The following is a 25,791-nucleotide window of genomic DNA, read 5'->3' as shown; positions in this document are numbered from 1 at the left end:
TGATCAGGATGCCTTGCGCTTGGCAGCTTCAACAGGTGTGCTGTTTTCCTGCAGATCACCATCATCAAGAATGCGCCACTTCGGCCCTTCCATATCATCGTACTGCCCTGCACGCAGAGACCATAGGAACGCTACCAAACCTGCGCCACCAAGAACCAACGCAACCGGGATAAGGTAGATTAAGACTTCCATAGTGCTGCTTAGGCCTCCTGGCTTGGCTGGGATGATGTGCCTGCAATCATTCTCAGGCGTACTGCATTTAGCGTCACGATAATCGAAGAACCCGACATAGCCAAGGCTGCAACGAGAGGTGTGACAAAACCTAGCACCGCAAACGGCACTGCGATCAGGTTATAGATGACAGAGATGGCAAGATTCTGGTTCATTACCCAGCGCGCTTTCTGGGAATTTTTCAGAGCGCTCATGACGGGTGCAAGACTATCCCCCAGGAACACAGCATCAGCTGCGGCCTGACTGACATGGACAGCAGATACCGGTGAGATAGAGACATTTGCAGCTGCCAGGGATGGCGCGTCGTTAAGGCCATCACCAACCATCAGCACTTTCTTGCCTTGCGCTTTCAGCTCTTCAATGCGGTCAATCTTTTCCTGAGGTTTCAGACCTGCTTTCCAGCTCTCAACGTCGAGTAGATCAGCAGCGTGTTTTACTGCACCTGCATGGTCACCGCTGAGGATCTCAATCGCAAAGCCAGCTTCTTTCAGCTTCTGAATGGTCTCAACGGCCCCTTCCCGCATGAACTGGCCAACAGGGAGAAGATGAGCTGTTTCATCTCCCCTCTGGAACGCAACGAAGGATGCATCCGGATGTTGCTCTTTCGCCCGTGCAAGCTGTTCTTCCGAAACATTGCAGAATGCCGGAGAACCTAACTTCACCTGCAGGCCGTCGATCTGTGCTTCAACACCTTTACCCGCGAGCTCTTTTGCATCTGGCAAGCTTTGCTGTGCGCTGGTGGCTCTTGCAATGGCCTGAGACAGTGGATGTGAAGAAGACAATGCCAGACGACCTGCCAGCTTCAACTGCTCTGCTGAGAGCCCATGCTTTTGTGAGAGCGATGCTTCCGGGAGGGTTAGCGTGCCTGTCTTGTCGAACACGATGGTGTCGACACTTGCGAGGCGCTCGATGGCATCGCCAGCATTCAGCAAGACGCGCTCGTTAAAGAACAATCCGCTGGCAACAACTTGCACCGCAGGGATCGCAAGGCCAAGAGCACACGGGCATGTAATGATCAGAACCGAGATGGCGATGACCAGTGCTGGCTGCCACGCCATGCCGAGCATGATCCAGCCGATCAGCGTCAACAATGCGGCTGCATGAACCACAGGCGCATAGAGCTGAGAGGCACGGTCAGCGATGTGAACGTACTTGGAACGGCCTTCCATGGCTGTTTCGAGAAGTTTGTTCACCTCATCCAGCAATGTGCCTTTGGCAGCTGCGGTGACTTCAATCTCCAGAACACCATATGTGTTCATGGTACCTGCGTAGACGAGATCCCCTCCCCCGACTGCTTGCAGCAGAGTCTCACCTGTTACGAGGCTCTGGTCCACTTCAGACGTGCCTGTCGCAATCCGGCCATCTACGGAGATGCGCTCACCAGCGCGGACAAGTACACGATCGCCAACAGCCAGTTTGGATAGTGGTACGTCGAGCGTGCTGCCATCCTCTTGGATCTTCGCTGCGCTCTCTGCTTTCAGAGTCGCGAGATTTTCTGCAAAAGAACGCGTTTTTCTGCGCATCAAATGATCGCAGTAACGGCCCACCAACAGGAAGAACAGGAGCATTACTGCGCTATCGAAATAGGCGTGCTCAGCCTCCGAAATGGTTTGCCAGACTGAAAGGCCTGTTGCGAGCAGCACTCCGATCGTGATCGGCACGTCCATGTTCAGGCGGCTGGTCTTGATTGCCATATATGCACTGCGGAAGAAGATGCGTCCGGAGTAGACCACCGTTGGCAGTGCGATCAGAGCTGAGATCCAGTGAAAGAATGCGCGGGTCTCATGATCGATATCAGAGGCATTACCGGACCAGACGGAGATCGACAGCAGCATGATGTTCATCGCGGCAAAGCCGGAGACCGCAAGGGCTCGCAGAATCTCTTTACCAACAGCATCGCCGCGGGATTTCACCTGTGCCGGATCAAAGGGATATGCCTTGTACCCGAGCTTCTGCAGCATATCGACGATGGGAGACGGGTTTGTCTTTTCCTCATCCCAATCAACGGAGAGCCGGTGGGATGACAGGTTTATGCGTGCTTTTTCAACGCCATCCAGCTTCTGGAGGCCGCGTTCAATTTCGTACATACATGCAGCACACGTAATACCGTCGACAGCAAGGTCCATATGAGCCTTGCCATCGTCCGTATTTGTTACGAATGCAGCCCAATCCCTCTCAGGCGCAGACATAGCAATACCGCCTTACTCAGCGAAGAAAGTCTTGTTTTTGGAACGGAAAATCGGCAGAGCCTTATCGTTTCGGTCTGCGATTTCTACGATGACGTTCCAATGGCCAGCACCTACACCAGATGCATTGGCGACATATTCACCCGCTGAACGCTCTGACAAAACGAGATCCTGATCAGCAGCGGTGATTGTTGGGCGATGCAGTTTTACGGTAACGGCTTCACCGGTAATTGGTGCACCAGCCTTGTCTTTTGCAATTACCCGAATGTGTGCGGAGCCATCACCATTGCGTTCAATGACGGCATCTACGCTCCAGTTGAGTGCGGCCTGAGCTTTCGCCTTGGCAATCTCTTTATTGTAGCGTTGGCTTACTTTGTAGGAGCTATCTACTTCCAGCCCAGGAAATGTATCGATCGCGATATAGATCATCACGGCATTCATAGCAGCAATTGCACCGAAGAATGCGATGAGGCTGAACAGAACCGTGCGGCCAGTAATCTGCCGAGGTTTGCGTGGAGACTTTTGGTCTACAGCCATTGTCATATCCTAGCTCCTTCTTGGCGGCTCTTATGATGGGGAGAGTCTCGCCATTATGACCATTTAAGTGATAAGGGGCGTACCCCTCATCACGCAAGTTTAAATAGGTAGTTTTACCTCAAAGGACTTCTATTTGCCCGGAGCCCGGAAAAAGTCGCTCACAACAGTGGTTTCACCGGTTTCGCTGTCGATCAACTTGAAGCTCATCGGCTTGGAACCTGGGAGCTCAACACCTGCAGGTGAGAACACAAGAGCACGAACAGAACGCGTAGTATCCGCATCCACCGTAAGGGTTATCTGCGTGTCCTTGGTAAGGTCCGCAGCACTCTTGTGAATGCCAACAACTTCAAGTGTTGTACCTGCTGGCATGCCTTCAACGCTCAGAGTGAACGCCTGTTCCTTGTTGTGCTTGTTCAGGAGACGGAGTGCATAGCCGTTTCTGAAGCCGCCATCACTCTGCTGAACGTAGAGCGGGTTACGATCGTGCACGACGGACAGGTCTGTCATAGAGCGGTTGAGCTGCATGTACAGCATCACACCAGCGATCGCAGCAATGATTGCAGTGTAGATCACGGTACGTGGACGGATCAGGCGATAGACTGCCTCTTCACCTTTCTCACGGCGCTCAATGTTGATGTCAGTGTCATACGCAATCAGGCCAGTTGGTTTGCCAACCTTGGTCATGATCGAGTCACAGGCATCGATACACAGGCCGCACTGAATACAGTCGAGCTGCGCACCCTTACGAATGTCAACACCGGTTGGGCAAGCGTAGAAGCACTGGTTACAGTCGATACAGTCACCAGCTGGCAAACCTTCTGCCAGACGCTTCTTGCTTTCTTTGAGGTGTCCACGTGGCTCACCACGGTCGTAACGATAAGTTACGTTCAGCGCATGCTCATCAGTCAGAGCGGCCTGAATACGTGGCCAAGGGCACATGTAAACACAAACCTGCTCGCGCATGTGACCTGCCAGCGAATAGGTGGTGAAGGTCAGAATTCCGATCCAGACATATGCAGACATTGCTGCCTGTCCGGTTGCCAGGTCATAAACAAGGGTTGGTGCGTCAGCAAAATAAAGAACCCACGCCCCGCCGGTCCACCAGGCAATCATCAGCCAGATAAAATGCTTTGTCCCCTTTTTGAGAATCTTTTCAGCATTCCAAGGCTGCTTGTCCAGTGCGATCCGTTTGCGGCGATCGCCTTCAATCATGCTTTCTACGCGGAAGAAAAGGTCGGTCCAGACCGTCTGCGGGCAGAGGTAGCCACACCAGAGACGACCTGCGATTGCGTTCATCAGAAACAAGGCAACAGATGCAATGATGAGCAATCCGGCAAGGTAATAGACTTCCTGAGGCCAGATTTCGAGAAAGAAAAAGTAACCTCTTTTACGTTCGAAATCGACCAGAACAGCCTGATCCGGGAGCAAAGGTCCCCGGTCCCAACGAATGAAGGGGGTAAAGTAATAAATTCCAAGGGTAATAAAGAGAATTGCCCATTTGATCTTACGAAAACGGCCTTTTACCTCCATAGGGTAAACTTTGGCAGCTGACGCAAACCAGGACTCATCCTCTTCGTTATCGATGGGTTCAACTTGGCTAGACATAACGTCTTCCTCAGTTGGCGATGTATTTGTGCAAGTGAAGCGAGGGCACTTGCGCGTCCTCGCTTGTTTTTTATTTTAGTAAGTAAAGAGAGTTTACTGACCGCCGCCGAGAGAGTGAACGTACACAGCCAGAGACTTGACTGTTGTTTCACCCAGACGATCGATCCATGCAGGCATCACACCGTGGCGCGGTGCATTTACCTGCGCAATGATGTCATCTACAGATTTGCCATAGAGATAAGTAGGTGCCGTCAGGTTTGGAGATCCTGTTTCTATATCACCCTTAAGATTATCCATATGACAAGCTGCACAGTTCTCTTCATAGATAACTTTACCAGCTTCCAGATCTACGCCGTCTTGCGTTGGAAGACCTGCAACTGAACCAACATAGTTGGCAACCTGAACGATCTCTTCTTTTTCGAGCAGTTCATCACGACCGAATGCAGGCATTTCTGCAAAGCGGGATTCGTCATGTTCTGAACGAACACCGTAAGAGATGGTGGTTGCCAGAGTGTCCAGATCGCCACCCCAGATCCAGCTGTCGTCCTGAAGGTTTGGATAGCCTTCAAAGCCAGTTGCGCCGGTGCCATGACAAGGTGCGCAGTTGTCACCGAATGCCACTTTACCCTGAGCGCTCGCATACTCGAGCAGTTCTGGTGTGTTGAGGATCTCATCCAGAGACGCTTCAAGAAGCATCTTACCGGTTTCGGCACGTTCTGCAGCAGCTACATTGAACTCTTCAGTCGCAACAGCACGCTGGCTGTAATCCAGAAGACCCTTTGTGTAACCGTTGACCAGTGGCCAGCTCGGCATCAGGACCCAGTAGATCACTGACCATACGATGCTGCCGTAGAACATGTAGAGCCACCACTTCGGAAGCGGGTTGTTCAGCTCTTTCAGGCCATCCCATTCGTGACCAGTGGTTTCGACACCCGATACCTGGTCAATTTCCTTTTTATGTTCAGCCATTAGTCGTCCTCCCGAAGCGGGATCTGTGAAGCATCGTTAAAGCGCTCCCCATTGCTTGGCCAGCAAGCGTAAAGAATTACGCCTGCGAAAATGGCCATGAAATAGAGGAGACCACCAGTTTGCGCGAAGTGTGCGAGGGCGGTGTAAGTCGCGTCCATCATCGCCTCCTTAGCGCAAGTTTGCTTTTTCGTCGTAGAGGCTAAAGTCTACGAGTGTGCCAAGCATCTGAAGGTAAGCCACCAGTGCGTCCATCTCAGTCACTTCTTTAGCATTGCCATCGAAGTCACGGATGAGAGCACCTGGGTAACGCTCTTCGAAGCCTTCTGCCGCATCGCTGTCAGGCTGAGCCTGAGCCATGAGGTCTACTTTAGCGCTTGCGATCTGCTCTTCAGTGTAAGGAACACCGTAGAGTGCATTCACTTTGAGGTGGTTTTCGATCTCGATTGTAGAAAGCTTAGCGTCCATCAGGAATGGGTAGCCAGGCATTACAGAAGTCGGAGATACAGAACGTGGATCAACCAGGTGATCACGCTGCCACTCATCAGAGTACTTGCCACCTACGCGAGCGAGGTCAGGACCAGTACGCTTAGAACCCCACTGGAATGGGCGATCGTACATGGATTCCGCTGCCAGGGAGTAGTTGCCGTAACGCTGCAGCTCATCACGCATTGGACGGATCTGCTGTGAGTGACAAGCGTAGCAGCCTTCACGCACGTAGATATTACGTCCAACAAGCTCAAGCGGGGTGTAAGGGCGCATACCCTCAGTTTTTTCGATCGTGCTCTTCAGGTAGTAAAGAGGAACGATTTCAACGAGACCGCCGATTGAGATCATGATGACGATGCCAATAATCAGGATCAGCGAGTTTTTCTCGAAGATTTGGTGTTTTTTCCAAGCAGACATTCGTGATCTCCCGATTATTCCGCTGGCGCCATTGCAGGCTGGCCTGCAGCTTCGGTTTCAACTTCTTCGCCTGCACGAACTGTCATCACGAGGTTGTAAACCATGATGAGAGCACCAGAGAGGAAGAGAAGACCACCGAATGCACGCATGACGTAGAACGGATACATCGCATCCACTGTTTCGATGAAGGAGTACTCAAGGAAGCCCAGCTCATCGTACGCACGCCACATCAGGCCCTGCATGATACCGGATACCCACATGGAGCAGATGTAGAACACGATGCCCAGAGTAGAGATCCAGAAGTGCCAGTTAACGAGACGCAGAGAGTACAGAGCCTTCTTGTTGTAGAGCCAAGGAACCAGGCAGTACAGAGCACCGAAGGAGATGTAGCCAACCCAGCCGAGCGCACCAGCGTGTACGTGACCAACAGTCCAGTCAGTGTAGTGTGACAGACCGTTCACAGCGCGGATGGACATGAGAGGACCTTCGAAGGTCGCCATGCCGTAGAACGCTACAGACACAACCATCATACGCAGAACAGGGTCAGTACGCAGTTTGTCCCAAGCACCGGACAGGGTCATCAGACCGTTGATCATACCACCCCAGGACGGCATCCAGAGGATGATGGAGAAGGTCATACCAAGAGTAGACGCCCACTGTGGCAGTGAGGTGTAGTGCAAGTGGTGAGGACCAGCCCAGATGTACAGGAAGATCAGTGCCCAGAAGTGAACGATGGACAGACGGTAAGAGTATACCGGACGCTCAGCACGCTTCGGAATGAAGTAGTACATGATCGCCAGGAAGCCAGCTGTCAGGAAGAAGCCCACTGCGTTGTGGCCGTACCACCACTGAACCATCGCATCCTGAACACCAGCCCAAACGATGTAGGACTTAGTGGAGTAGATGCTTACTGGCAGGGATGCGTTGTTGAACAGGTGCAGAACTGCAATTGTTACGATGAACGCAAGGTAGAACCAGTTCGCCACATAGATGTGGGACTCTTTACGACGCCAGATGGAGCCGAGGAAGGTGAGCAGATAGCCGACCCAAACGATGGTCAGCAGCCAGTCTGCATACCACTCTGGCTCAGCGTATTCTTTACCCTGAGTTACGCCGAGGAGGTAACCGGTACCTGCAACAACGATAAAGAGGTTGTAACCGAGGACTACAAACCATGGGGCGATTGTACCAGGCAAACGGGCCTGACAGGTGCGCTGCACAACGTAGAATGAAGACGCGATAAGAACGTTACCGCCGAATGCAAAAATAACAGCTGAAGTATGCAGCGGACGAAGACGCCCGAAATTGATCCATGGCAGGTCAAAGTTCAAAGCTGGGAATGCCAGCTGAGATGCAATGATCACACCTACCAGGAAGCCCGCGATACCCCAGAAAACAGATGCCCACGTTGCAAATTTAACAGGAGCCATATTGTAGTTTGGCTTACCGTTAATTTCCAGCGGTGCAGGCGTGTTGTTTCCGTCGAAGTATCGGCGAAAAATGAAGAAAATACCGGCCAATGATGCTAGTGCAATCAATGCGGTATGAAATGCCAAGACCTGATCCCAGGTTTTCCCTGCAATGACCAGACAGAAAATCGCTACCGCGAGAAGAAGGAGGGAAAATCCGCCTTCCTCGAGCGACAGATATCTGACTTTCCGCTCACCCATGATGTTCGCCCCATATAAAGTAAACAAGTTCGTCCAGATAGGACTACCTGACCGTAGTTCTATGGGTGGCAAATTGCCCCGCCCTTGATACATGTCAAAAAGAACTCGAACAAAAAAATAAAATTACTCTAATTCGCAAGTACACCCCTTATTTTGGGGTTTTCGTCATATATTACATATAATTAGCCCAAGATGCGTTGTTTTGGCGCAGCTTGAAGCGTGTTTTGGCGGGCTCGGTATAAATTAGCGTATTTTGATAGGTAAATCAGCGTAGGCACGCATACATAGAATCATGGTGAGCTGGATAAGTTCCTCGCGATATTCTGCAGCGCACAAAAGCACCGCTGCGATATGCGTCTTAGGTCGCACTCTGCGCCCTCGCCTCATCTGCCTGACCAGCAGAAACAGGCCCCAGCACATATCTTGTGACGATCGGCATGAAGGCCAGAAGCCCCATAAAGCGAGCCAACTGATGGGTGGCCACAAACACCGGATCGATATCCAGCAAGATCGAGATGAGAAGCATGGCCTCCATGCCTCCGGGCGCAAAGGAGAGAAAGACCTTATCGAAGGAAATCTCCAGCGCCCATGAGGTGACTACAGCTCCACCCAAAGCGACTGAGAGGCTGATAGCGAACACGACAAGTGAGGTGCCGAGCATTGGCTTTAAGGTGTTGCGGTCCATCTTGCCGATGTAGAGACCTACGTTAGTTCCCATTAATACATAGCAGGGCGTCGCCAGCCATACTGGAAGCGCGAACTCCAACATACCTGTTGAATTGAGAGCAGCACTGGCGAAGAAGGCGCCGGTCAGCATTCCCGCTGGCGCTTTTAGCTTAAGAGCAGCATACCCGCAGACTGCGCAGATCAGCAATGCGAGGACGAGTTGGAGCCCGTCTATCAAGCTCATTGCATCATTTGCCTCAGTGAAGACGACCTCCTTGCCCTCGACAACACTGGAGATGATCAGAGGCATAACTGCGATCAGGAGAAAAAGGCGCACGAGTTGGACGATCATGATGCGATCCATGGGTGCTCCCCTTTCCTGTGCAAGAGCGGCAGTCATTCCCAGTGCACCCGGCAGACCTGCAAAGAAGGCTTCATCCCGACCCCAGCTACATTTTTTATAGGTGTAGAGGTAAACGCAGGACGTAATGCCACTCACGACAGCAACCAGTGCCAACATGGAGAGCGGCCATAAGGCAGCACCTGCCCAGAAGTCAGGTGAGACAGCGGATCCCATCGCCGCACCGATGAAGATGTAATTGGCAGAGATCAGGCCGCTTGGGAATGTGAAGCTGTTGTCTTTGAGCAAGGGAAGAGAAATAGATTTGGCGAGAACAACAGCTACCATCGGTCCAGCGAGAAAACCGGCAGGTAGTGACAGTGCCTCAAACGCAGCAGCCCCTGCTCCGCCGAGCGCCAAAACTCCTAGTAATGTCAGAATGTCGTTTTTACTCACTAGCTTACCTCTCTGCACGGATCATTACAGCAGAGGTACAAAGCGAAATTCATATGATCAATCTTGATTCAATCAATCAATATATCATTTCAATCATAGAGTTTAGAACTGTTCGCAAACAGCTGCGAATTGCTTGAAGGGACTTGAGTTTTTTAAAAACTCAGTGTTGTTGACAGGGATCAAAGTTCAATTAGTCCATTTGCGTATGGTAGCGTCATGACCGATCTAGAGCAAAAATATGCGTCTTTGAACGTACCTCGTTATACCTCCTATCCAACTGCCCCTCACTTCAGTGAAGCAGTGACGCCATCTCTCTATGGAGAATGGCTGGAGAGTATTCCTCGTGACACCCCACTGTCGCTGTATCTGCACGTGCCGTTTTGTCAGGAAATGTGCCATTACTGCGGATGTAACACCAAGGCGACGCGCAAGATGGCGCCGGTGCTTGCGTATGTGGAGTTGATGCTCAAAGAGATCGACCTTGTGCTGAAGCGCTTGGGCACAGGTCGTGAGGTTCACCATATCCATTGGGGGGGCGGCACTCCAAGCCTTGTCCCTCGTGAAGCTTTTCTGAAGATCGTCGACAAGCTGAAAGCCAACTTTGTCTTCTCAGAGGATATTGAGCACGCAATCGAGCTCGACCCAAGAACAGTTGGCGACTATCTAGCTGAAACCCTCAAGATGGCTGGCATCACACGCACCAGTCTGGGTGTTCAGGACTTCGATGAAGACGTCCAGAAACAGATTGGTCGTATCCAGCCCTACAACACAGTGAAGAAGGCCGTGACTGCCCTTCGCAATGTTGGGCTGCACGATATCAACTTCGACCTGATGTATGGTCTGCCAGGACAGTCTGAAAAGACGATCCGCGAGACTGTTGAATACACCAAGGAACTCGCACCTGGCCGTGTTGCTCTGTTCGGTTATGCGCACGTTCCGTGGTTCAAGAAGCATCAGCAGCTGATCAAAGAAGAAAACCTGCCGGGTGCCAATGAACGCATCCGCCTTTCTGACGTTTCCCGCGATGCACTCGTTGAAGCTGGCTATGAAGTGATCGGTCTGGACCACTTTGCTCTACCAACTGACGAAATGGCTATCGCTCTGAAGGAAGGCCGTCTGCGCCGTAACTTCCAAGGCTACACAACAGATACGGCTGACACTTTGATCGGTTTTGGCTGCAGCTCCATTGGCTTCCTGCCACAGGGCTACATTCAGACAACTCCATCTGCTCGCGAATGGGAGCGTATGGTGGTTGATGATGTTCTGCCGATCAAGAAGGGCATTGCTGTCGATAAGGTCGATCTGTGCCGCGCAGAGATCATCATGCAGCTGATGACCTACTATGAGGTCGATTATGCAGCCACTGCTGAAAAGCATGGCCTGCCAGTTAGCGAGTTCGCTAGCATTCCAGCGGATATGCAGGAGATGATTGCGGACGGTGTGGCGACGTTGGAAGGCACTGTTGTGACTGTGACAGATGCAGGCCGGCGGTATGTGCGCGTGGTTGCCGCCGCGTTTGACACTTACCTAGCCACCCAGCAGGCACGGCACTCTGTCGCAGTTTAAAAGCGACGACATACCGGAATGAAAGAAGCGGCCTTAACGGGCCGCTTTTCTTTTATGCAGACATGCTGACAACAAAAAAGGCGCTGAGAGTGCAGCGCCTGTTTCCTTATCTTATTATCGATGCTCTATAGTGAGCGCCCTGCACCTAAGCTCAGCTTAGTGCATACCGGTCAGCTGACAGATGCCACAAATGTTGGTGATGTGGATGCTGTCCTGCTTTTCAACTTTGATCAGACCGCGACGCTTCAGCTGAGAAATCACACGACTGACGGTTTCGATGGTCAGGCCAAGGTAGTCTGCAATTTCCTGACGGGTCATGGACAGAGCAACGGTTTTGGTATCTGGCTTACCTTCTTCATTCGGGCCTGTGCAGCCGTGTCCACCACGGTTTGGCACCAAGCTCATCAGGAAGGTAGAAACGCGCTCCAGAGCAGACTTACGGCCCAGCAGAACAGTATGCTCGTGGAGGATTTCCATCTGAGAGAGCAGACAACGGTTTACGTAGTGCTGCATCATCGGAGAAGTAGATATCTCACGACTTTCAAAGACCTGAAGCTCAACTTCAGTCAAAGCTTCTGCAGTGCAATCAAAGAAGTCACGGTTGGAGAAACCGAGCATATCCCCTTCGCGCAGAATGTAGACCACCTGGCGGCGACCATCTGGGAGCAGTTTGTAGAGCATCATCACTCCACGAACGACTTCATAGAGGCGCTCTGCCTTATCACCTTCATAGAAAAGTACATCGTGCGCGGACAAGCGCTGCTTACGACCCAAGTGCTTTTCCATTACTTCTGACTGCCTGAAGTTTTCCTGACAACCGTTGAATGGTGCCTGGCCATCAAGGTCGCTAAGCTTTGTCAATGTGGCCGATACCATAATCCCTCCTCGCGGATACCTCCGCAAACATCGTGCCTGGGCAAGTAGCGAGAACTATTCGTTTATTCTCTAAATGCCTCTTGGCCATGACAAGCATCCGTCATTGCTTGCCTGACCTGTTGATGCAGATTTACTGATTAGAATGCAACGCCTAAATACGCATTAAAACTTATGGAGCAGGTTCATATTTCAGTAATTTGATCTGAAACAAATGAATTTTTGCGTTAGATCAAGTTTACACGTAATCCAATAAATCCTGTTCTTTCAATGGCTTACGAACAACTGGTGTTGAGCTTATTTTTGGCAGTTCCCGCGTGATCTTCCAAAGAGGCTGACCGCTGATTGCGACAATTTGTGGCGCCTCATCCAAAGCGGCAACCTTCTCAATCAGGTCAGATCCGGCCAGTCCAGGCAGGTGTAGGTCAACGAAAACGGTGTCATCCACACGCGGTGATGCATCTGAGAGAAACGATTCTCCGTCTGCAAACGCGGTGCATGTGAGATCAAGGCTCTCAAACATTTCCGCAATTGCATCGCGTACAGATACATCATCTTCAACGATATAGATCACAACAAACCCCAGCGTTGTTCTCGTAGCTCGAGAGACAAAGCACAATAGGTGCAGCACTTTGTCTCACCAGCCACCATAAACAAGCGCCGGGGTCTTGTAATGCGTAGTAACACGCGGGAATAACAAGATTGGCCGAAAGTATAGCCGATCATTCCCTATTAGTTTGCGCTACATCAAGCAGCTGGAGGCTCACCTGTGAGGACGATGCGAACGAGGTCCGCAGCATTACGTGCACCAAGTTTTTCCATGATGCGTGCACGGTGAACTTCAACAGTACGTGGAGAAATCTTGAGGTTTCTGCCAGCTTCCTTGTTGGAAGATCCTGCTGTGATTTCGGTCAGAACCTGACGCTCACGAGGTGTCAGGGTTTCTGCACCCGGGAAGGTCATTGTGTTCGCACCACTCGCCTGTGCAGTTCTGGAAACTGCTTCACGAACGCGAGAGATGATGGATTCTACGTCGAATGGCTTTTCAATAAAGTCGTAGGCGCCAGACTTGATCGCCTCAACAGCCATTGGAATATCGCCCTGACCGGAAATAATAAAGATCGGTGCCGGGAAGTTCTCGCCGTTCAGGCTTTTCAGAATATCAATACCTGACCGTCCTGGCATATGAACATCAAGAAGTACGCAGTTTGGCGTCTCTTCTTCTACCCCACCAAGAAACTCTTCAGCGTTCGCAAAGGATTTTACGCGAAACCCTTCTGTTTCAAACAGTAGAGAAAGCGCGTCGCGAACCGCTGGGTCATCGTCAACAATATGGATCACAGACGGCATTGTCATGATTGCTCAGGTCCTTATTCTTGTTGTTCTAAACAACAGCTTCAGCTCAGCTCGTTGCTTTTGAGTTTACCGGGAGCCGCAAAGTGAAGGTTGCACCTTTACCTTCCTCATATGGTTCTACAAGTAAATCGCCACCATGGTTTTGGGCTATACTACGAGAAATCGCAAGTCCAATACCCAAACCGCGCCGCTTTGTCCCAGTAAAGGCCTTGAAAAGGTGCGACACTGCTTCCTCATCCAGGCCTGGTCCAGTATCCGTAACCTTAACAAACACATTGTCCTCGTCCCGTTCGACAGAGACAACTACTTGCTTAACAGGTTGATCCTTTACGGCTTCCCCTGCATTTCGGATCAAGTTTACAAGAATCTGTTGTATTTGTACGGAGTCCAACTCAAGCTGGTAATCGTAGTCCACGAAAGTAGAGATGAACTCGACATCATCAGCTTCGTGGCCCACGCGAACCAACTCAAGACAATCATCAATCAGTGTTGCCAGCCCGGTTCCGATGCATTGCGGCGCCTGCCGTTCAACAAAGTTGCGCATGCGCTGAATGATCTGCCCTGCCCGCTCTGCTTCAACGACTGCCTTGTCCATCAAACTGATCATGGCATCATCTGGTTGCTCTGCTGCGCGCGCTCTGCGAGCGGCGGTTTGCAGATAGAGCATCAGAGCTGTGAGAGGCTGGTTGACTTCGTGCGCAATTGCAGCGCCCATTTCGTCGAGGGCGTTCACACGGGTCATTGTCACCAGGTTGGACTGAAGCACGCGAAGGCGTTCTTCATATTCCTTCGTGGCGCGAAGATCCTTCAAAACACCAATGAACTGGTGCCCGCTTTCCGTCTGCGCTTCGCCAACAGAAAGCTCTATTGGAATTTCGGTGCCGTCCTTATGGCGACCGACAACTTCACGACCAATACCAACAACCTTCGCATCACCGGATTTCAGGTAATTCTGGATGTACTGGTCATGCTGCTCAGCAACGGCGCTCGGCATCAGCGTATTGACGTTCTTGCCAACCACTTCGGCGCTCTTGTAGCCAAACATGTTCTCGCAAGCACGGTTATAGATCAGGATCGTTCCGTTATCATCAATGACAATGATGCCATTAACGGCTGTATCCAGAACACTGTGCAAGCATGAAGAGGAGACCATAGTAGTTTCCTAGTTGTTGTAAGCGTACCCGCACGCTTATCTAAACGGGTATCTAGATGGGTATTTTGACTAATCAGCTATCCCATGGCCTAAGCTAGGTCAATCACCTAGCCTGCGACTGATTTAACGATTAATTCCCTTAAATTTGTTGATATATTAAGTAGGAGACATGCGTTCTCTAAACCTAGGCGTGCAAACTTAGAGCTGTAAGAGGTCTCAAACACAGCACGCATGCCTACCGATTGACCGCGTAAGCGCTACAAAACCCTGAGAACCCTTAGGTTAGTTTATGGAAAATATTATTTTACAATTCTCAGGTGCTCACGCAAAATCATTGCCAAATTTGGAATAAGACTAAATAGAGTAAACCAAAAGTAGTAAGCGTGTTCACCTATACGGCGCGTATATGTCGCAGGATATATCTTCCCCAAAGCCTAGGTTTTCCACCGATGCAGGCGGTTTTCATTCCAAAACACACGGTATCGAAGGCAGTAGTTTGAGTCGTCAGCGCTGTTTGAAATAATATTTCGCTGATCATAAATCGGGATCTGGAGAGCGCATCTGATGGTTTTTTGCCAGTTCTGAAAGCGCCTTGCAATTTGCGCGGATAGAAAACTCATGTTGCAGCTGTAGCAGGTTCAAACGCAGACCATTCAACAGCAGCAGCTCGTCGTGACCGTGCAGCCGTTTATGGATCGGAAGACTGCAGAAAATCTTCGAGACATGCATGGCCGCAATGTCCGCAACGTTTCTGGATGGCACTAGGGCGTCTGTTCGCATTTTGGTTTGCATGTTGAGTGCTGCTGCATTCCACTCCTGCGATGAGCAAACTGAGGCTTCCTGATGCTCAACGATGATCTCTTTGAGCAACTGACCGATCATTCCTGCCAAATCCTGAGGATCTATTCTGGTTTTCTGGCGCAGCACGATGAGTGCCATCTCACCAACCAGCTCGACAGTGATTGAAAACGAGTTCCAGCGGGAACTTTCCAAGGCTTGTTGGAACTCTTCCTCATCCAACAAAGCCTTCCAATGAACACCGGCGCGAGAACGTGAATATTCCTGAACATTCTTATGTGTGAGGTAGGCCGCGCTGCGCCCTAAATACCCCTTTAATTTATCGAGGGTATCAAGGTCGGATCTATAAAAGAAGAACGCATAAAGGCGCTTCAGCCAGCTTGGACTATCGAGAGAAACTTTCTCAATATTTTCAAAGGCCCCTTGCCTGTTCTCTTTTGTAGAATTGCGTTGTTGTCCCAACTCATAGCCTTTCGTCGAGGTCAGAAAATTCTACAGTTACAAAGACGCAATAACTCGTATTGAACTCTTGCCTTTCGCAAAAGATCGGTCAACTGTGCAATATTGAGAGACAAAAAACATTTAATGGAAGTAACGGACGCACCAGTCCGGCGGGGGAAGCATGCTTCAAGGTTGGATCGTAGTCCTTGTCGCTTTGGCATACATACTGCTCTTATTTGTTATCGCGAGCTACGGTGATAAAGTCGCAAAAACCCGCGTTAAGAAGACCAGAGGGCGGCCACTGATCTATGCCCTCTCGCTGTCGGTCTACTGTACATCATGGACATTTTTTGGATCCGTCGGATCTGCTTCCTGAAATGGTTTCGAGTTTATTGCTATCTACCTCGGCCCCATTTTGATGTTTGCTTTTGGGTACCCGTTGATCCTGCGGGTCATCCAGCTGGCAAAGGCAGAAAAGATCACTTCCGTTGCTGACTTCATCGCTGCTCGTTATGGCAAGAACCCGATGGTTGGTGCGATCGTTACGCTGATCGCTTTCATCGGCATGATCCCCTACATCGCGTTGCAGCTGAAAGCACTGGACCTTTCTGTGGGCACTATTGTTCTGCACCCGTTGCTGTCGCTAGATGATGCTGAGATCTCGATTTTTGGCGATGAGACACTGATGATCGCCATCTTCATGGCGGTGTTCACCTGGTTGTTTGGTACTCGCCATATCGATGCGACAGAGCACCAGGAAGGCCTGATGCTTTCCATTGCAACGGAAGCGGTCGTCAAGCTTGTGGCCTTCCTCGCAATCGGTATCTGGGTCACCTTCATGCTCTTTGATGGCCCGTGGGATCTGCTGCACGCCTCCTTTGCCAACACCAACAGCTCGCAGGATCTGTTCACAAACATCAATGCTAGCAAGTGGGCAGTGATCACACTGCTCTCTTTGTTCTCAATAGTTCTGCTGCCACGCCAGTTCCATGTGACGGTTACTGAGTACAACAGCGAAGCGGAACTGAAGCGGGCAACGTGGCTGTTTCCAAGCTACCTGATCGCCATCAACCTGTTTGTTGTTCCTATCGCTCTTGCTGGCCTGACCATTCTGGGCAACACAGTTGATCCGGACATGTTCGTGTTGGCCCTGCCTCGTGCATATGATGCTGACTGGCTGACCCTTCTTGTGTTCATCGGTGGTCTATCAGCCGCAACGGCTATGGTGATCGTGACCACTGTTGCGCTGTCGATTATGGTTTCCAATGACCTTGTGATGCCGATCATTCTGCGGCGGCGCAGTGAAGATGAGATCATCTCCACCTCTGGCGAGGATATGAGCCAGTTGGTTCTGGGCATTCGACGCATGTCCATCTTCCTCGTCATTCTGGGAAGCTATGTTTACTACCGTGTTGCTGGTGACAGTGCCGCTCTTTCCAGCATTGGTTTACTTTCGTTCGCAGCCATTGCGCAGTTCGCACCGTCCTTCATTGGTGGACTGATCTGGCGCAGAGCAAATGCACGTGGTGCAATCGCAAGTATGATCGCTGGCTTCACAGTTTGGTTTTACACCTTGCTGCTACCGGTATTTGCACGGGAGAACATCTTTGGCGCCACCATTTTGAACAACGGCCCATTTGGCATTGAGATCCTCAAGCCAGAAGCGCTGCTTTATCTGGATGTAGATCCATTCGTTCATGGTGTGCTGTGGAGCATTGTCGCCGGTCTTGTATTTTATGTGGTCTTCTCTCTTACACGTCAGCCAACCGCCATTGAGCGCATTCAGGCAAACACTTTTGTGCCAACCGGCATCACACAGGCCCCTGCCCTACGGAAGCTGCGCACGACTATCACTGTAGGTGATCTTCAGGCGACCATCTCCCGCTATGTGGGCGAAGAACGGACGCAGCGCTCTTTTGATACGTATGCTGCTGAGCACCGCATCACGATCGACAGTAAAGAAGAAGCCGATGCTGTCATTTTGAGGTTCTCAGAGCAACTGCTCGCTAGTGCGATCGGTTCGGCCTCTGCCCGCCTCGTCTTATCTTTGCTGTTGAAACGCCGAGATCCGGGTACTCAAGAAGCAATCAAGCTGCTCGATGATGCGACTGAAGCCATTCAATATAACCGCGACCTTCTGCAAATCGCGTTGGATCAGGTTCGTCAGGGTATCTCTGTTTACGACAAGGATCTCCGGCTGATCTGTTGGAACCGGCAGTATCGCGAAATGCTCATGTTGCCAGCCAAATTTGGGCAAGTGGGGACATCGCTTGAAGAGATGATCCGACATATCGCTGAAGCTGGTGAGTTTGGGGACGGTGACGTCGATGAAATCGTCGGCCTGCGCATGCACAACTTCATCAACCGACAGGAGACTTATCAGGAGCATCTAGTGAGTGCTGGTACGGTTCTGGAAGTTCGGACAAGCCCAATGCCCTATGGCGGATTGGTGACCAGCTACACGGACATTACAGAACGCGTGTTGGCAGAAGAAGCATTGGCACGTGCGAATGAGAACCTGGAGCAGCGCGTTCGGGATCGTACCGAAGAGCTGACCAAGGTTAATGAGCAACTGGAGGCAGCCAAAAAGACGGCAGAGCTGGCCTATCAGGACAAAACCCGCTTCCTCGCTTCTGCCAGCCACGATATTCTTCAACCGCTCAATGCTGCGCGACTCTATTCTTCTACCCTTACCGACCGTTTCACGGATGGCGATCCTGAGGACCGGAAGCTCGTAAGCAATATTGAGGCCTCTCTTGAGTCCGTGGAAGAGATCATCGGTGCTGTGCTGGATATCTCACGGCTTGATACGCGAGCCTTCAAGCCTGAGATTTCAACTTTCCGTCTTGATGACATACTAAATCCGCTGCGGGTTGAGTTCACGCCGATTGCTAAAGAGAAAGGTCTGAAGCTCAAGATCCGGAGTACAGATGTCTGCGTCCGTTCTGATCGACGCCTGTTGCGCCGGTTGCTGCAGAACCTCATCTCCAACGGCCTGAAGTACTCCACGAAAGGCGGCGTTGTTGTTGGGGTTCGTAAGACCAAGAACAACATGGCGAACATCGAGGTCTATGACAGCGGCATCGGCATTCCGGAGAAACAGCAGGAGCTGATTTTCAAAGAATTCCGCCGTCTTGATGATGGTGCTCGCATTGCATCCGGCCTCGGCCTTGGCCTCTCCATTGTTGAGCGGATCAGCAAGGTGCTGGGTTTGAACGTTGCGCTCAAGTCACAGGATGGCAAGGGCTCCCGTTTCTCTGTCGCCATTAAAGAAGCGATGAGTGTGCCAGTGGCTGAGAAGCAGGCACAGCCGCGGGCTATCGTCAGCCAGCTGGCCGGACTCAATGTTCTGGCCATCGATAACGAGCCGCAAATTCTGGAAGGCATGGAGTCGCTGCTGCGCACATGGAAGTGTAATGTGGTGACGGCTCCGAATGCGCAGGAAGCGGCTAAAGTGATCTACTCCAGCAAAACACAGCCGGATATCATTCTAGCGGATTACCACCTGGATCAGGGCACCGGCATTGAAGCAGTGGTGCATTTGCGCTGGAAGTTTGGTGTCCACTTCCCTGCTATGCTGATCACAGCTGACAGAACAGCTGAGGTTCGCGCGGAAGCAACGGACAAAGATATGGAGATGATCCATAAGCCATTGAAACCAGCAGTCCTCCGCGCGCATCTGATGCGCTGCAAGGCGGCGCTTGGAGATAGCTGATCAGCGATCGTTTCCATCATCAGCTCAACAAAAAAGGCGCTCAGGGGAGCGCCTTTTTTCGTAATTCATATCAAAGCCTGATCAGCCAGCAATACTTTGCCACTGACCAGCTTCAATCTTCGCCGCTGCGATCACTGCCTGCGTACGGCTTTCAACGCCCAGCTTCTGCAAGATCGCAGAAACGTGTGCTTTGACAGTCGCTTCAGATACGGACAGTTCGTAGGCGATCTGCTTGTTCAGCAAACCTTGCGAAAGCATCATCAACACGCGCACCTGCTGCGGTGTCAGCGATGCAAGACGCTGAGCCATTTTGGTTGCTTCATCAACGGTGTTCAGGTCGATGTCCGGTGGAATCCAAACGCCTCCCTCCAGAACAACAGAAACACCATCCTGAATAACATCAATACCAAGTGACTTTGGAATATACCCGGACGCGCCAAACTCAATGGCACTGCGAATTGTAGTCGGATCTTCTGTTCCTGAAACGACGACAATTGGCACACCCACATATTGAGCACGCAAGTACATTAAACCAGAGAACCCTCGCATGCCCGGCATGGACAGATCCAGAAGGATCATGTCTACGTCTTCCTCCCGATCGAGAGCTGCGGTAACTTCATCAAGGCTCCCAGCCTCAATAATCTTTACCGACGCGAATTGCTTCTCTATTGTTTGACGCATTGCACCACGGAACAGCGGGTGGTCATCAGCGATAATAAAGCGGTGGACCGCGTTGTGCACGCTGTGCTCCTCCATTTCTTGTCGTGGACTGTTTCCAATGGTCTTCGATCCGTCTCATCGAAATACGATCATCAGACATACAGTTTTCGACGCCTCAGGAGCATGAGCGAGAATTTCGCAGCTCTCCCAAAACGCCACGATAGATTTTTCACAACCAGTGAACTCCGCAGAGTCTCATTGATCGCAACCCCCTATACAAAAGCATTATGCTAAACAAGGAGGTGCTGGCAAGCATGAAGTTGATTGTTTTCACCCATCTCATGCACTTTTACGACAAAACAACCAGTAATCATTAAGATATTGCAAGAAGGCATGCACAGATCTCAATAGTTGCGCCCAAAGTATGGGTCGCAAATTGTCGATGTTTTTCTGCTTTCAGTGCTTCGAGGATTGGGGATTAGTATTAGGTAGTAGAATTTTAGTCTAGCGGTTCGCTTTGGGCACTGTAGAGTATGTATACGTTGAGTAAGCATTACTGGAGGTGGGAGTGCGTACACCAAATAGAGTCGCCTATTGGACCAAAACCCGTGCGCTCATGGCCGCAACCCTCACACTCTGGCTCATCTTCTTCTGTCTGGCGATTTACTACGGCGCTCCGTCCAAGGGGCAAGGCGCATCCCAAGAGGCGTTGAATGGACTTTTTGGTTCTCTTTCAAACAGCTATGTGTGGGGATGCATCCTGTTTTTTGTCGCCAGCATTTTAATCTCCTGGTTCTGCGGTGCACAAGATCGGCTTGATGAAGGCAGTACTGGCGCTTCCAAACGTGCGGGAGGCAAGCCATGAGTCTTTCAAGCCTTGATCCTCATCCTTCGCAATACAAAGGCATTCCGCTCGCACTTTCCCTTTTTGCTCTGGCCCTGTTCCTGCTGACAGGTCTCTTGGCCGTGATGGAGAAAGCAGGTGTTGTGGTGGTGCTGATCGAAGCGCTGATGGCCCTGTTGCCTTTGCTGGTGTTTGCCATGGTTGGTATCCTTGCTAGAACCATGAAGCTCACCGAGTTTCACTGGGGTGGTAAAAATGTACCCGCAGGGCTGACCGGCATTACTTTGGCAGCTTGTTTTGTTGGTGGAAGTTTCTTTCCGCTCTTTCTCTCCCTGATTTTCCTGCCGGAATATGTGAGCTTTCCAATCATCCTCGGCTGGGTGAGCAGTCTGGTTCTGTGCGCAGTCTTGTTTGCATCGCCGCTCAGAAGGTTTGGTTCTGCGACCATTCCTGAGTTTCTGGGTGTGCGCTTGCAAAGCAATCTGGTGCGATTGGTTGCAAGTGGACTGCTTATTCTGGTGGCTGTTCCTTTACTGTGTGCTGAAATGCTTATTGGGGGCCAAGTGCTTGCCACCTCTCTTGGAGCAACAGCAACAACAGGCATTCTTCTCTTTGCAGCTGTGCTGCTGATCTCAGTGGTCTTGGGTGGTGTAAGCGCCGCTGTATGGACACAGGCACTTCAGGGCGTGCTGATGCTGTTTGCCTGCCTTTCTCCTGTCATCCTACTTGTTTTGGATCAGCTCACCGCTCCTTTAGTGGCGGAAGGTGCTGAGTTTACGAGTGTCGTTGGAACATCGTTGAACACTCAACTCGCTGCAATTATCGATATCGAAAACACCAGCATTGGTTGGTTCCTGTCCCAAGGCCCCTATGCAGGTGGCCTGTGGCCTCTGATCGGTACAGCGCTGTTCTTTGCTGTTGGAATGGCGAGCTTACCGCATCTACTCAACAAGTTTCAGGGGACGGAGAGCTCATCGGATTCGAGGAGAGCTGCCGGTTACTCTCTTTCTTTCCTCCTTTTGCTGATGGTGATCGGCTCGGCCTACTTCCTGCTTCTAGCTGATGAACGACTGCAAAGCCTGCTTGGTCCCAATGCGCTTGATCAAGGCAGTCAGAGTGGTCTGATCGCAGCCTTGATCCGCTCTGGCATTGTCGCAGCGGCATTAGCAGCCAGCTCTGCTTTGCTGATGGCTCTGTCCACCAGCATCTCTAGAGATCTGATTGAAACATTTGCTTTACCAAAAGCTTCATTGAGCCAGAAAATCGTGCTGGCACGCCTTGTGGTGCTGGGTGTTTGTGCCTTTGTCACCTATCTCACATACAGCCAAAGCCTACTCTTCCTAGATATGTTGGCTTTTGCGTTGTCACTTGCAGCTGCGACCTTCTTCCCGGTTCTGATCCTCTCATGTTGGTGGAGCCGCTTCCATGCGACCGCGGCTTACAGTGCAATGCTGGCAGGTAGTCTGGCGACTGTGCTTTATGCGATTGCAGTGAAGAGCGGATCGACAGGGTTCTGGTTTGGCTTCCCTGCAGAAATGGGCGGTTTGCTTGCTGCCTTCTTAAGTTTTGTGGTTGGCATTTCACTCAGCTACGTCACTTTTTCTGAAGATGAACGCCATTTTCACCTCGCAAGTTTGCTTGAGCAACCAGATGAACGAGATCTTACGATAGATATCCCTGAGAATTCTGACGAGGATGAACCAGAAGAACTCATAGAGATTAAGACGTAATTTTCAGAAAGTTCTAATCAAACCATTACAACTACTAGAGGGCGTTTGCAGTCCATTTACGCCAATTCCAGTTTGCAACTTGCGATAAGTCGAATTCAATAGAGCTGCGTTTATAGTTTATCTCCAATAGAAGCCTAGGAGAAACCTATGGACGCTTTACAACGTGCTGCCCGTGCCAGCGTTGCCCGTATTTGCGGATTTTACTGCCTTGGCGTGCTTTTCATTATGGCTGCGCTCAGCTTTGATCCGGCCAGTTCATTTCGCGCAGGCGCTATGCTTGCAATCGCTTTGAGTGCTGCTCTTATTTACAAAGCCTGGAACATGCCGTTCAACAAGAATGATGGCGATGATGCGTGGGCTCTGATCAAAAGCCAGGACAGCAACAGCCAAGACCCCAACAGACTGCACAGCGATGCATTGCGCACGGCTTACCATGAGTATTCCAAGCGCGCGATGGTGGTTGCTTTGGGGCTTTGGTTTGTCAGCGTTGTTGCCAGTTTCTCAGATTGATCTGAAACTGGGGTTATGAGCCAAGATAATGCAGGGTCATTGAGCGTCGGTGTGGCGCTCTTCTATGCTCGATCAGGTAAATACCCTGCCAGGTGCCCAGATCCAGATCCCCATCAACCACTGGAATTTGCAAGGACACTCCAGTCAGCATGGTTTTGATGTGGGCGGGCATATCATCCGGGCCTTCATAGGAATGAAGCCAACCACCATTTTCCGGCGCTACGTTTGCAAGGGCCTTTTGCAGGTCCTGCAAGACGGTTGGGTCAGCGTTTTCCTGTATGGTGACAGATGCAGAGGTGTGGCGGACAAACAAGGTGAGCAGGCCATCTTTGAGCTGAACAGACTTCGCCCACTCGCGGATCTCGTTGGTGACTTCATAAAAGCCGAGACCTTGTGTCATGAAGACCAGTCTTCCCATGGACTGGGAGAGTTGCGTCTGGCCGCTGTCAATTGTCCAGACCTCGCAGCTATTCTTTGTTTTCGACCAACCCGACATGCTGGAAACCCATCCCCTTATTATTAGTTAATTAAGATCGTGTCGTTGTCTTTGACGCGAGATTGCGCGACAACTTCTATAACAAACATATTGGCAACTGTTTATTGTCGCTTCCGGAGAAACTACATGGCTGAGAATTTCGCCCCTCTGTCGATAAGTCAAGAGGCTGCCGCAGAAGCAAAGGCATTTAACAAGGAAATGACGGAGCAGCTGAGAGCGCTCCCTGATCAATGGAGTTTTCCCCCTTCTGTTACCCGTGAACGCCGCCTGCAAGGGCTGGGCGCCTTTCCGATCCCTACCTACTCAGAGAATGCAGAGGAACTGGAGATTGAAGGACCACACGGGCCAATCTCACTGCGCTTATTCAGAGCTGACGAAAATTCATCAAAGGGCGTTATTGTCCATTTTCATGGTGGTGGGTTTGTTTTTGGTTCGGCCGCTTTTCAGGATCCCTATCTTGAAGAGATGGCAAAAAACACCGGATTAGACGTGGTTTCCGTTGAGTATCGACTTGCACCGGAGTGTCCTTTTCCGCAGGGACCGGATGATTGTGAGGCGGCCTGTCATTGGATTTTGAATGAAGGGGCAAGCAGATTTGGATGGAGTAGCTTTGGCCTGACAGGGGAAAGCGCGGGGGCAACTCTGGCCCTGATAACCGCATTACGGCTGCGTGATAAACACGGCATGGTTCCCTTTAAAGCATTGGTTTTACTAGCAGGTTGGTATGATATCGGCCTGACGCCCTCTGCTCGTTTGTGGGGAAATGAAGTCTTGTTTCCAACCACGCGGGATATGCGGATGTTTGGAAAGCACTTTTTGATGGGAGAGGAAAGCCCTGAAGATCCTCAGATCTCCCCACTCTATGCCCGGCTGGAAGGAATGCCGCCGACACTGTTAAGTGTAGGTACAGAAGATCCCCTACTGGATGATACTTGTTTTCTCGCGTCCAGGTTGAAATCAGCTGGAGTGGACGCCTCACTTGAGGTTTATCCCCATGGATGTCATGTTTTTCAAAGTTTTGATCTTGCTCTTGCCAAGCTGAGCACCCAAAGGATAGATAGTTTTTTTCGGACGAAATTCGGTTCGACCTGAGCTAATTGTTAATAATTAGTGGGGTATCGCAGTAGCGCTTATGGACCGAGGCTGCACAAAGGGTTGGATATGGCAAGCTTAGAAACACTTCTCTCGTTTGTGAATACATGGGAATGCGACGAGAACGACCATCTGAACGTGCAGTTTTACTTCTCCAAGTTTGAAGAAGCTGACCGTCAATTTAGAATGCTGACCGGATTTAGCGAAGCACTGGTTGGTGCGCGCCGGGTTCGGCATGTGCGTTATCATGCAGAGTTGGTTGCTGCATCATTGATTACAGTTAAGTCATACGTGGCTTTCGATGGTCCTCACATGCTCTCCGTTGTGCATGAAATGATTGAAGGCTCAACCGGGGAAATCTGTGCGACCGCGATTGACGGCTACACGCCAAACCCTTCCTCTGCAAAGCAGCTTCGTGCTCGCTTTAAAGACGTTGAAGAGAATATCTCCAAGCCAGCGGTTCCACGTGGCATCTCTCCTAGCCCGTTTTCCGGTAAGCCGACCGTTGATGATTTGCTGAAGAGTGGTGCGATGATTACTGGTCGCTCTACTGTTCTGCCGCGTCATCTGAACGCTGAGCAGAAAGCGGAAGATGCGTTTGCACTTTCTTGCTTCTCTGATGCTGCTGCCCATGTTTGGGAGCGGACGCCGATGAATACGGCGTGGCTGGATGAGAACGAATATGGCCGTGTTGCGCTGGAGCAGAAGCTTTCCTGGATCAGCCCGTTGAAGCTGGGTGATATGGTGCAGGTGATTTCTACGCTGACCAGCGTGCAGGAAAACACGTTTACAATCCGTCATCATTTGTTTGAAGCGCGGACTAAGCGACTGGCTGCGGTGTGTGATCAGGTGTCCATCAGCATGGACCTGAACAGCCGCAAGACTGTTCCGCTGACTGAAGATTTCCGCACTGCTTTGGTGGCATTGCAGAGCCAATAAGCTTTGTGATCAAGGAATTAGAAACCGCCTTCTTGTGAAGGCGGTTTTTTTATGC

The 25,791-nt window shown here is 51.0% G+C and carries 23 protein-coding genes; 7 read left to right on the top strand and 16 right to left on the bottom strand.

Features of this window, described 5'->3' with window-relative positions; genetic code table 11:
• Positions 1-3 precede the first annotated feature (3 nt).
• The 9 genes from ccoS to PSE_RS08535 all read right to left on the bottom strand — a co-directional run bounded on the left by ccoS (position 4) and on the right by PSE_RS08535 (position 9,563).
• Positions 4-192 carry a cbb3-type cytochrome oxidase assembly protein CcoS gene (gene ccoS, locus PSE_RS08575; protein ID WP_008550004.1) on the bottom strand — a complete coding sequence of 63 codons (189 nt, stop codon included), beginning with the start codon at positions 190-192 and terminating at the stop codon, positions 4-6.
• An 8-nt stretch (positions 193-200) separates the two neighbouring features.
• On the bottom strand, positions 201-2,420 hold the full coding sequence (locus PSE_RS08570; RefSeq protein ID WP_014284479.1) for a cation-translocating P-type ATPase: 2,220 nt from the start codon (positions 2,418-2,420) through the stop codon (positions 201-203).
• A 12-nt stretch (positions 2,421-2,432) separates the two neighbouring features.
• Positions 2,433-2,960: a FixH family protein gene (locus tag PSE_RS08565; RefSeq protein ID WP_051125892.1), complete on the bottom strand. Its 528-nt coding sequence runs from the start codon at positions 2,958-2,960 to the stop codon at positions 2,433-2,435.
• 123 nt (positions 2,961-3,083) lie between these two features.
• Positions 3,084-4,484: a cytochrome c oxidase accessory protein CcoG gene (gene ccoG, locus PSE_RS08560; RefSeq protein WP_008549705.1), complete on the bottom strand. Its 1,401-nt coding sequence runs from the start codon at positions 4,482-4,484 to the stop codon at positions 3,084-3,086.
• Between the two features lie 168 nt (positions 4,485-4,652).
• Positions 4,653-5,528: a cytochrome-c oxidase, cbb3-type subunit III gene (ccoP, locus tag PSE_RS08555; protein ID WP_008550041.1), complete on the bottom strand. Its 876-nt coding sequence runs from the start codon at positions 5,526-5,528 to the stop codon at positions 4,653-4,655.
• Positions 5,528-5,689 (bottom strand): cbb3-type cytochrome c oxidase subunit 3, encoded by a 162-nt coding sequence (locus PSE_RS08550; protein ID WP_014284477.1) that lies wholly within the window; start codon positions 5,687-5,689, stop codon positions 5,528-5,530. Before PSE_RS08550 ends, ccoP begins: the two co-directional genes overlap by 1 nt.
• A gap of 7 nt (positions 5,690-5,696) precedes the next feature.
• Positions 5,697-6,431, bottom strand: coding sequence for a cytochrome-c oxidase, cbb3-type subunit II (gene ccoO, locus PSE_RS08545; RefSeq protein WP_008549544.1), 735 nt, complete (start codon positions 6,429-6,431; stop codon positions 5,697-5,699).
• A 14-nt stretch (positions 6,432-6,445) separates the two neighbouring features.
• Positions 6,446-8,101 (bottom strand): cytochrome-c oxidase, cbb3-type subunit I, encoded by a 1,656-nt coding sequence (gene ccoN / locus PSE_RS08540; RefSeq protein WP_008549666.1) that lies wholly within the window; start codon positions 8,099-8,101, stop codon positions 6,446-6,448.
• A 358-nt stretch (positions 8,102-8,459) separates the two neighbouring features.
• Positions 8,460-9,563, bottom strand: coding sequence for an AbrB family transcriptional regulator (locus PSE_RS08535; RefSeq protein WP_014284476.1), 1,104 nt, complete (start codon positions 9,561-9,563; stop codon positions 8,460-8,462).
• Positions 9,564-9,779: 216 nt separating this feature from the next.
• Between PSE_RS08535 and hemN the strand changes: the two genes are divergently transcribed.
• The gene (gene hemN, locus PSE_RS08530; protein ID WP_008549883.1) at positions 9,780-11,129 is read left to right on the top strand and encodes an oxygen-independent coproporphyrinogen III oxidase; all 1,350 of its coding nucleotides are present in this window, start codon (positions 9,780-9,782) and stop codon (positions 11,127-11,129) included.
• Between the two features lie 156 nt (positions 11,130-11,285).
• On the opposite strand, the gene PSE_RS08525 is transcribed toward hemN, so the two are convergent.
• The 5 genes from PSE_RS08525 to PSE_RS08505 form a co-directional block, all read right to left on the bottom strand.
• Positions 11,286-12,005, bottom strand: a complete 720-nt coding sequence (locus PSE_RS08525) for a Crp/Fnr family transcriptional regulator (protein WP_014284475.1) — start codon at positions 12,003-12,005, stop codon at positions 11,286-11,288.
• A gap of 235 nt (positions 12,006-12,240) precedes the next feature.
• Positions 12,241-12,576 carry a response regulator gene (locus tag PSE_RS08520; protein WP_008549773.1) on the bottom strand — a complete coding sequence of 112 codons (336 nt, stop codon included), beginning with the start codon at positions 12,574-12,576 and terminating at the stop codon, positions 12,241-12,243.
• A gap of 173 nt (positions 12,577-12,749) precedes the next feature.
• Positions 12,750-13,352 (bottom strand): response regulator transcription factor, encoded by a 603-nt coding sequence (locus PSE_RS08515; RefSeq protein ID WP_014284474.1) that lies wholly within the window; start codon positions 13,350-13,352, stop codon positions 12,750-12,752.
• Between the two features lie 52 nt (positions 13,353-13,404).
• Positions 13,405-14,511, bottom strand: a complete 1,107-nt coding sequence (locus tag PSE_RS08510; RefSeq protein ID WP_014284473.1) for a nitrogen regulation protein NR(II) — start codon at positions 14,509-14,511, stop codon at positions 13,405-13,407.
• A 534-nt stretch (positions 14,512-15,045) separates the two neighbouring features.
• On the bottom strand, positions 15,046-15,531 hold the full coding sequence (locus PSE_RS08505) for a hypothetical protein (RefSeq protein ID WP_208609078.1): 486 nt from the start codon (positions 15,529-15,531) through the stop codon (positions 15,046-15,048).
• 637 nt (positions 15,532-16,168) lie between these two features.
• Between PSE_RS08505 and PSE_RS08500 the strand changes: the two genes are divergently transcribed.
• Positions 16,169-19,465 (top strand): PAS domain-containing hybrid sensor histidine kinase/response regulator, encoded by a 3,297-nt coding sequence (locus tag PSE_RS08500; protein WP_014284471.1) that lies wholly within the window; start codon positions 16,169-16,171, stop codon positions 19,463-19,465.
• 81 nt (positions 19,466-19,546) lie between these two features.
• Here the strand turns inward: PSE_RS08500 and PSE_RS08495 are convergent, their stop codons facing one another.
• Positions 19,547-20,221, bottom strand: a complete 675-nt coding sequence (locus tag PSE_RS08495; RefSeq protein WP_014284470.1) for a response regulator transcription factor — start codon at positions 20,219-20,221, stop codon at positions 19,547-19,549.
• 472 nt (positions 20,222-20,693) lie between these two features.
• Here PSE_RS08495 and PSE_RS08490 point away from each other — a divergent pair, with 472 nt between their 5' ends.
• The 3 genes from PSE_RS08490 (at position 20,694) to PSE_RS08480 (ending at position 23,209) form a co-directional block, all read left to right on the top strand.
• A complete protein-coding gene (locus tag PSE_RS08490; RefSeq protein WP_041768161.1) occupies positions 20,694-20,990 on the top strand; it encodes a hypothetical protein in 297 nt (98 codons plus the stop codon).
• Positions 20,987-22,699, top strand: coding sequence for a sodium:solute symporter (locus tag PSE_RS08485; protein WP_014284468.1), 1,713 nt, complete (start codon positions 20,987-20,989; stop codon positions 22,697-22,699). The genes PSE_RS08490 and PSE_RS08485 overlap by 4 nt, the downstream gene beginning before the upstream one ends.
• A gap of 147 nt (positions 22,700-22,846) precedes the next feature.
• The gene (locus PSE_RS08480) at positions 22,847-23,209 is read left to right on the top strand and encodes a hypothetical protein (protein ID WP_014284467.1); all 363 of its coding nucleotides are present in this window, start codon (positions 22,847-22,849) and stop codon (positions 23,207-23,209) included.
• 13 nt (positions 23,210-23,222) lie between these two features.
• On the opposite strand, the gene PSE_RS08475 is transcribed toward PSE_RS08480, so the two are convergent.
• Complete coding sequence (locus PSE_RS08475; RefSeq protein WP_014284466.1) at positions 23,223-23,627, bottom strand: secondary thiamine-phosphate synthase enzyme YjbQ; 405 nt, start codon at positions 23,625-23,627, stop codon at positions 23,223-23,225.
• A 204-nt stretch (positions 23,628-23,831) separates the two neighbouring features.
• On the opposite strand from PSE_RS08475, the gene PSE_RS08470 reads away from it, so the two are divergent.
• Together PSE_RS08470 and PSE_RS08465 are read left to right on the top strand one after the other, a co-directional pair.
• Positions 23,832-24,797, top strand: coding sequence for an alpha/beta hydrolase (locus PSE_RS08470; protein WP_041768157.1), 966 nt, complete (start codon positions 23,832-23,834; stop codon positions 24,795-24,797).
• 69 nt (positions 24,798-24,866) lie between these two features.
• Positions 24,867-25,736: a thioesterase family protein gene (locus PSE_RS08465; RefSeq protein WP_014284464.1), complete on the top strand. Its 870-nt coding sequence runs from the start codon at positions 24,867-24,869 to the stop codon at positions 25,734-25,736.
• Positions 25,737-25,791: the final 55 nt, after the last annotated feature.

Origin of the sequence: Pseudovibrio sp. FO-BEG1 (genome assembly GCF_000236645.1) — a bacterium.
GTDB lineage: Bacteria > Pseudomonadota > Alphaproteobacteria > Rhizobiales > Stappiaceae > Pseudovibrio.
The sequence above is the reverse complement of the archived record's forward strand: the minus strand, read 5'-3'. Positions and strand labels throughout refer to the sequence as shown.

Bases quoted from the DNA above. Each gene is read 5' to 3' on its own strand.
- ccoS (WP_008550004.1), bottom strand. From the start codon at position 192: ATGGAAGTCTTAATCTACCTTATCCCGGTTGCGTTGGTTCTTGGTGGC.
- PSE_RS08570 (WP_014284479.1), bottom strand. From the start codon at position 2,420: ATGTCTGCGCCTGAGAGGGATTGGGCTGCATTCGTAACAAATACGGAC.
- PSE_RS08565 (WP_051125892.1), bottom strand. From the start codon at position 2,960: ATGACAATGGCTGTAGACCAAAAGTCTCCACGCAAACCTCGGCAGATT.
- ccoG (WP_008549705.1), bottom strand. From the start codon at position 4,484: ATGGAGGTAAAAGGCCGTTTTCGTAAGATCAAATGGGCAATTCTCTTT.
- ccoP (WP_008550041.1), bottom strand. From the start codon at position 5,528: ATGGCTGAACATAAAAAGGAAATTGACCAGGTATCGGGTGTCGAAACC.
- PSE_RS08550 (WP_014284477.1), bottom strand. From the start codon at position 5,689: ATGATGGACGCGACTTACACCGCCCTCGCACACTTCGCGCAAACTGGT.
- ccoO (WP_008549544.1), bottom strand. From the start codon at position 6,431: ATGTCTGCTTGGAAAAAACACCAAATCTTCGAGAAAAACTCGCTGATC.
- ccoN (WP_008549666.1), bottom strand. From the start codon at position 8,101: ATGGGTGAGCGGAAAGTCAGATATCTGTCGCTCGAGGAAGGCGGATTT.
- hemN (WP_008549883.1), top strand. From the start codon at position 9,780: ATGACCGATCTAGAGCAAAAATATGCGTCTTTGAACGTACCTCGTTAT.
- PSE_RS08525 (WP_014284475.1), bottom strand. From the start codon at position 12,005: ATGGTATCGGCCACATTGACAAAGCTTAGCGACCTTGATGGCCAGGCA.
- PSE_RS08515 (WP_014284474.1), bottom strand. From the start codon at position 13,352: ATGCCGTCTGTGATCCATATTGTTGACGATGACCCAGCGGTTCGCGAC.
- PSE_RS08510 (WP_014284473.1), bottom strand. From the start codon at position 14,511: ATGGTCTCCTCTTCATGCTTGCACAGTGTTCTGGATACAGCCGTTAAT.
- PSE_RS08500 (WP_014284471.1), top strand. From the start codon at position 16,169: ATGTTTGCTTTTGGGTACCCGTTGATCCTGCGGGTCATCCAGCTGGCA.
- PSE_RS08495 (WP_014284470.1), bottom strand. From the start codon at position 20,221: ATGGAGGAGCACAGCGTGCACAACGCGGTCCACCGCTTTATTATCGCT.
- PSE_RS08485 (WP_014284468.1), top strand. From the start codon at position 20,987: ATGAGTCTTTCAAGCCTTGATCCTCATCCTTCGCAATACAAAGGCATT.
- PSE_RS08480 (WP_014284467.1), top strand. From the start codon at position 22,847: ATGGACGCTTTACAACGTGCTGCCCGTGCCAGCGTTGCCCGTATTTGC.
- PSE_RS08475 (WP_014284466.1), bottom strand. From the start codon at position 23,627: ATGGGAAGACTGGTCTTCATGACACAAGGTCTCGGCTTTTATGAAGTC.
- PSE_RS08470 (WP_041768157.1), top strand. From the start codon at position 23,832: ATGGCTGAGAATTTCGCCCCTCTGTCGATAAGTCAAGAGGCTGCCGCA.
- PSE_RS08465 (WP_014284464.1), top strand. From the start codon at position 24,867: ATGGCAAGCTTAGAAACACTTCTCTCGTTTGTGAATACATGGGAATGC.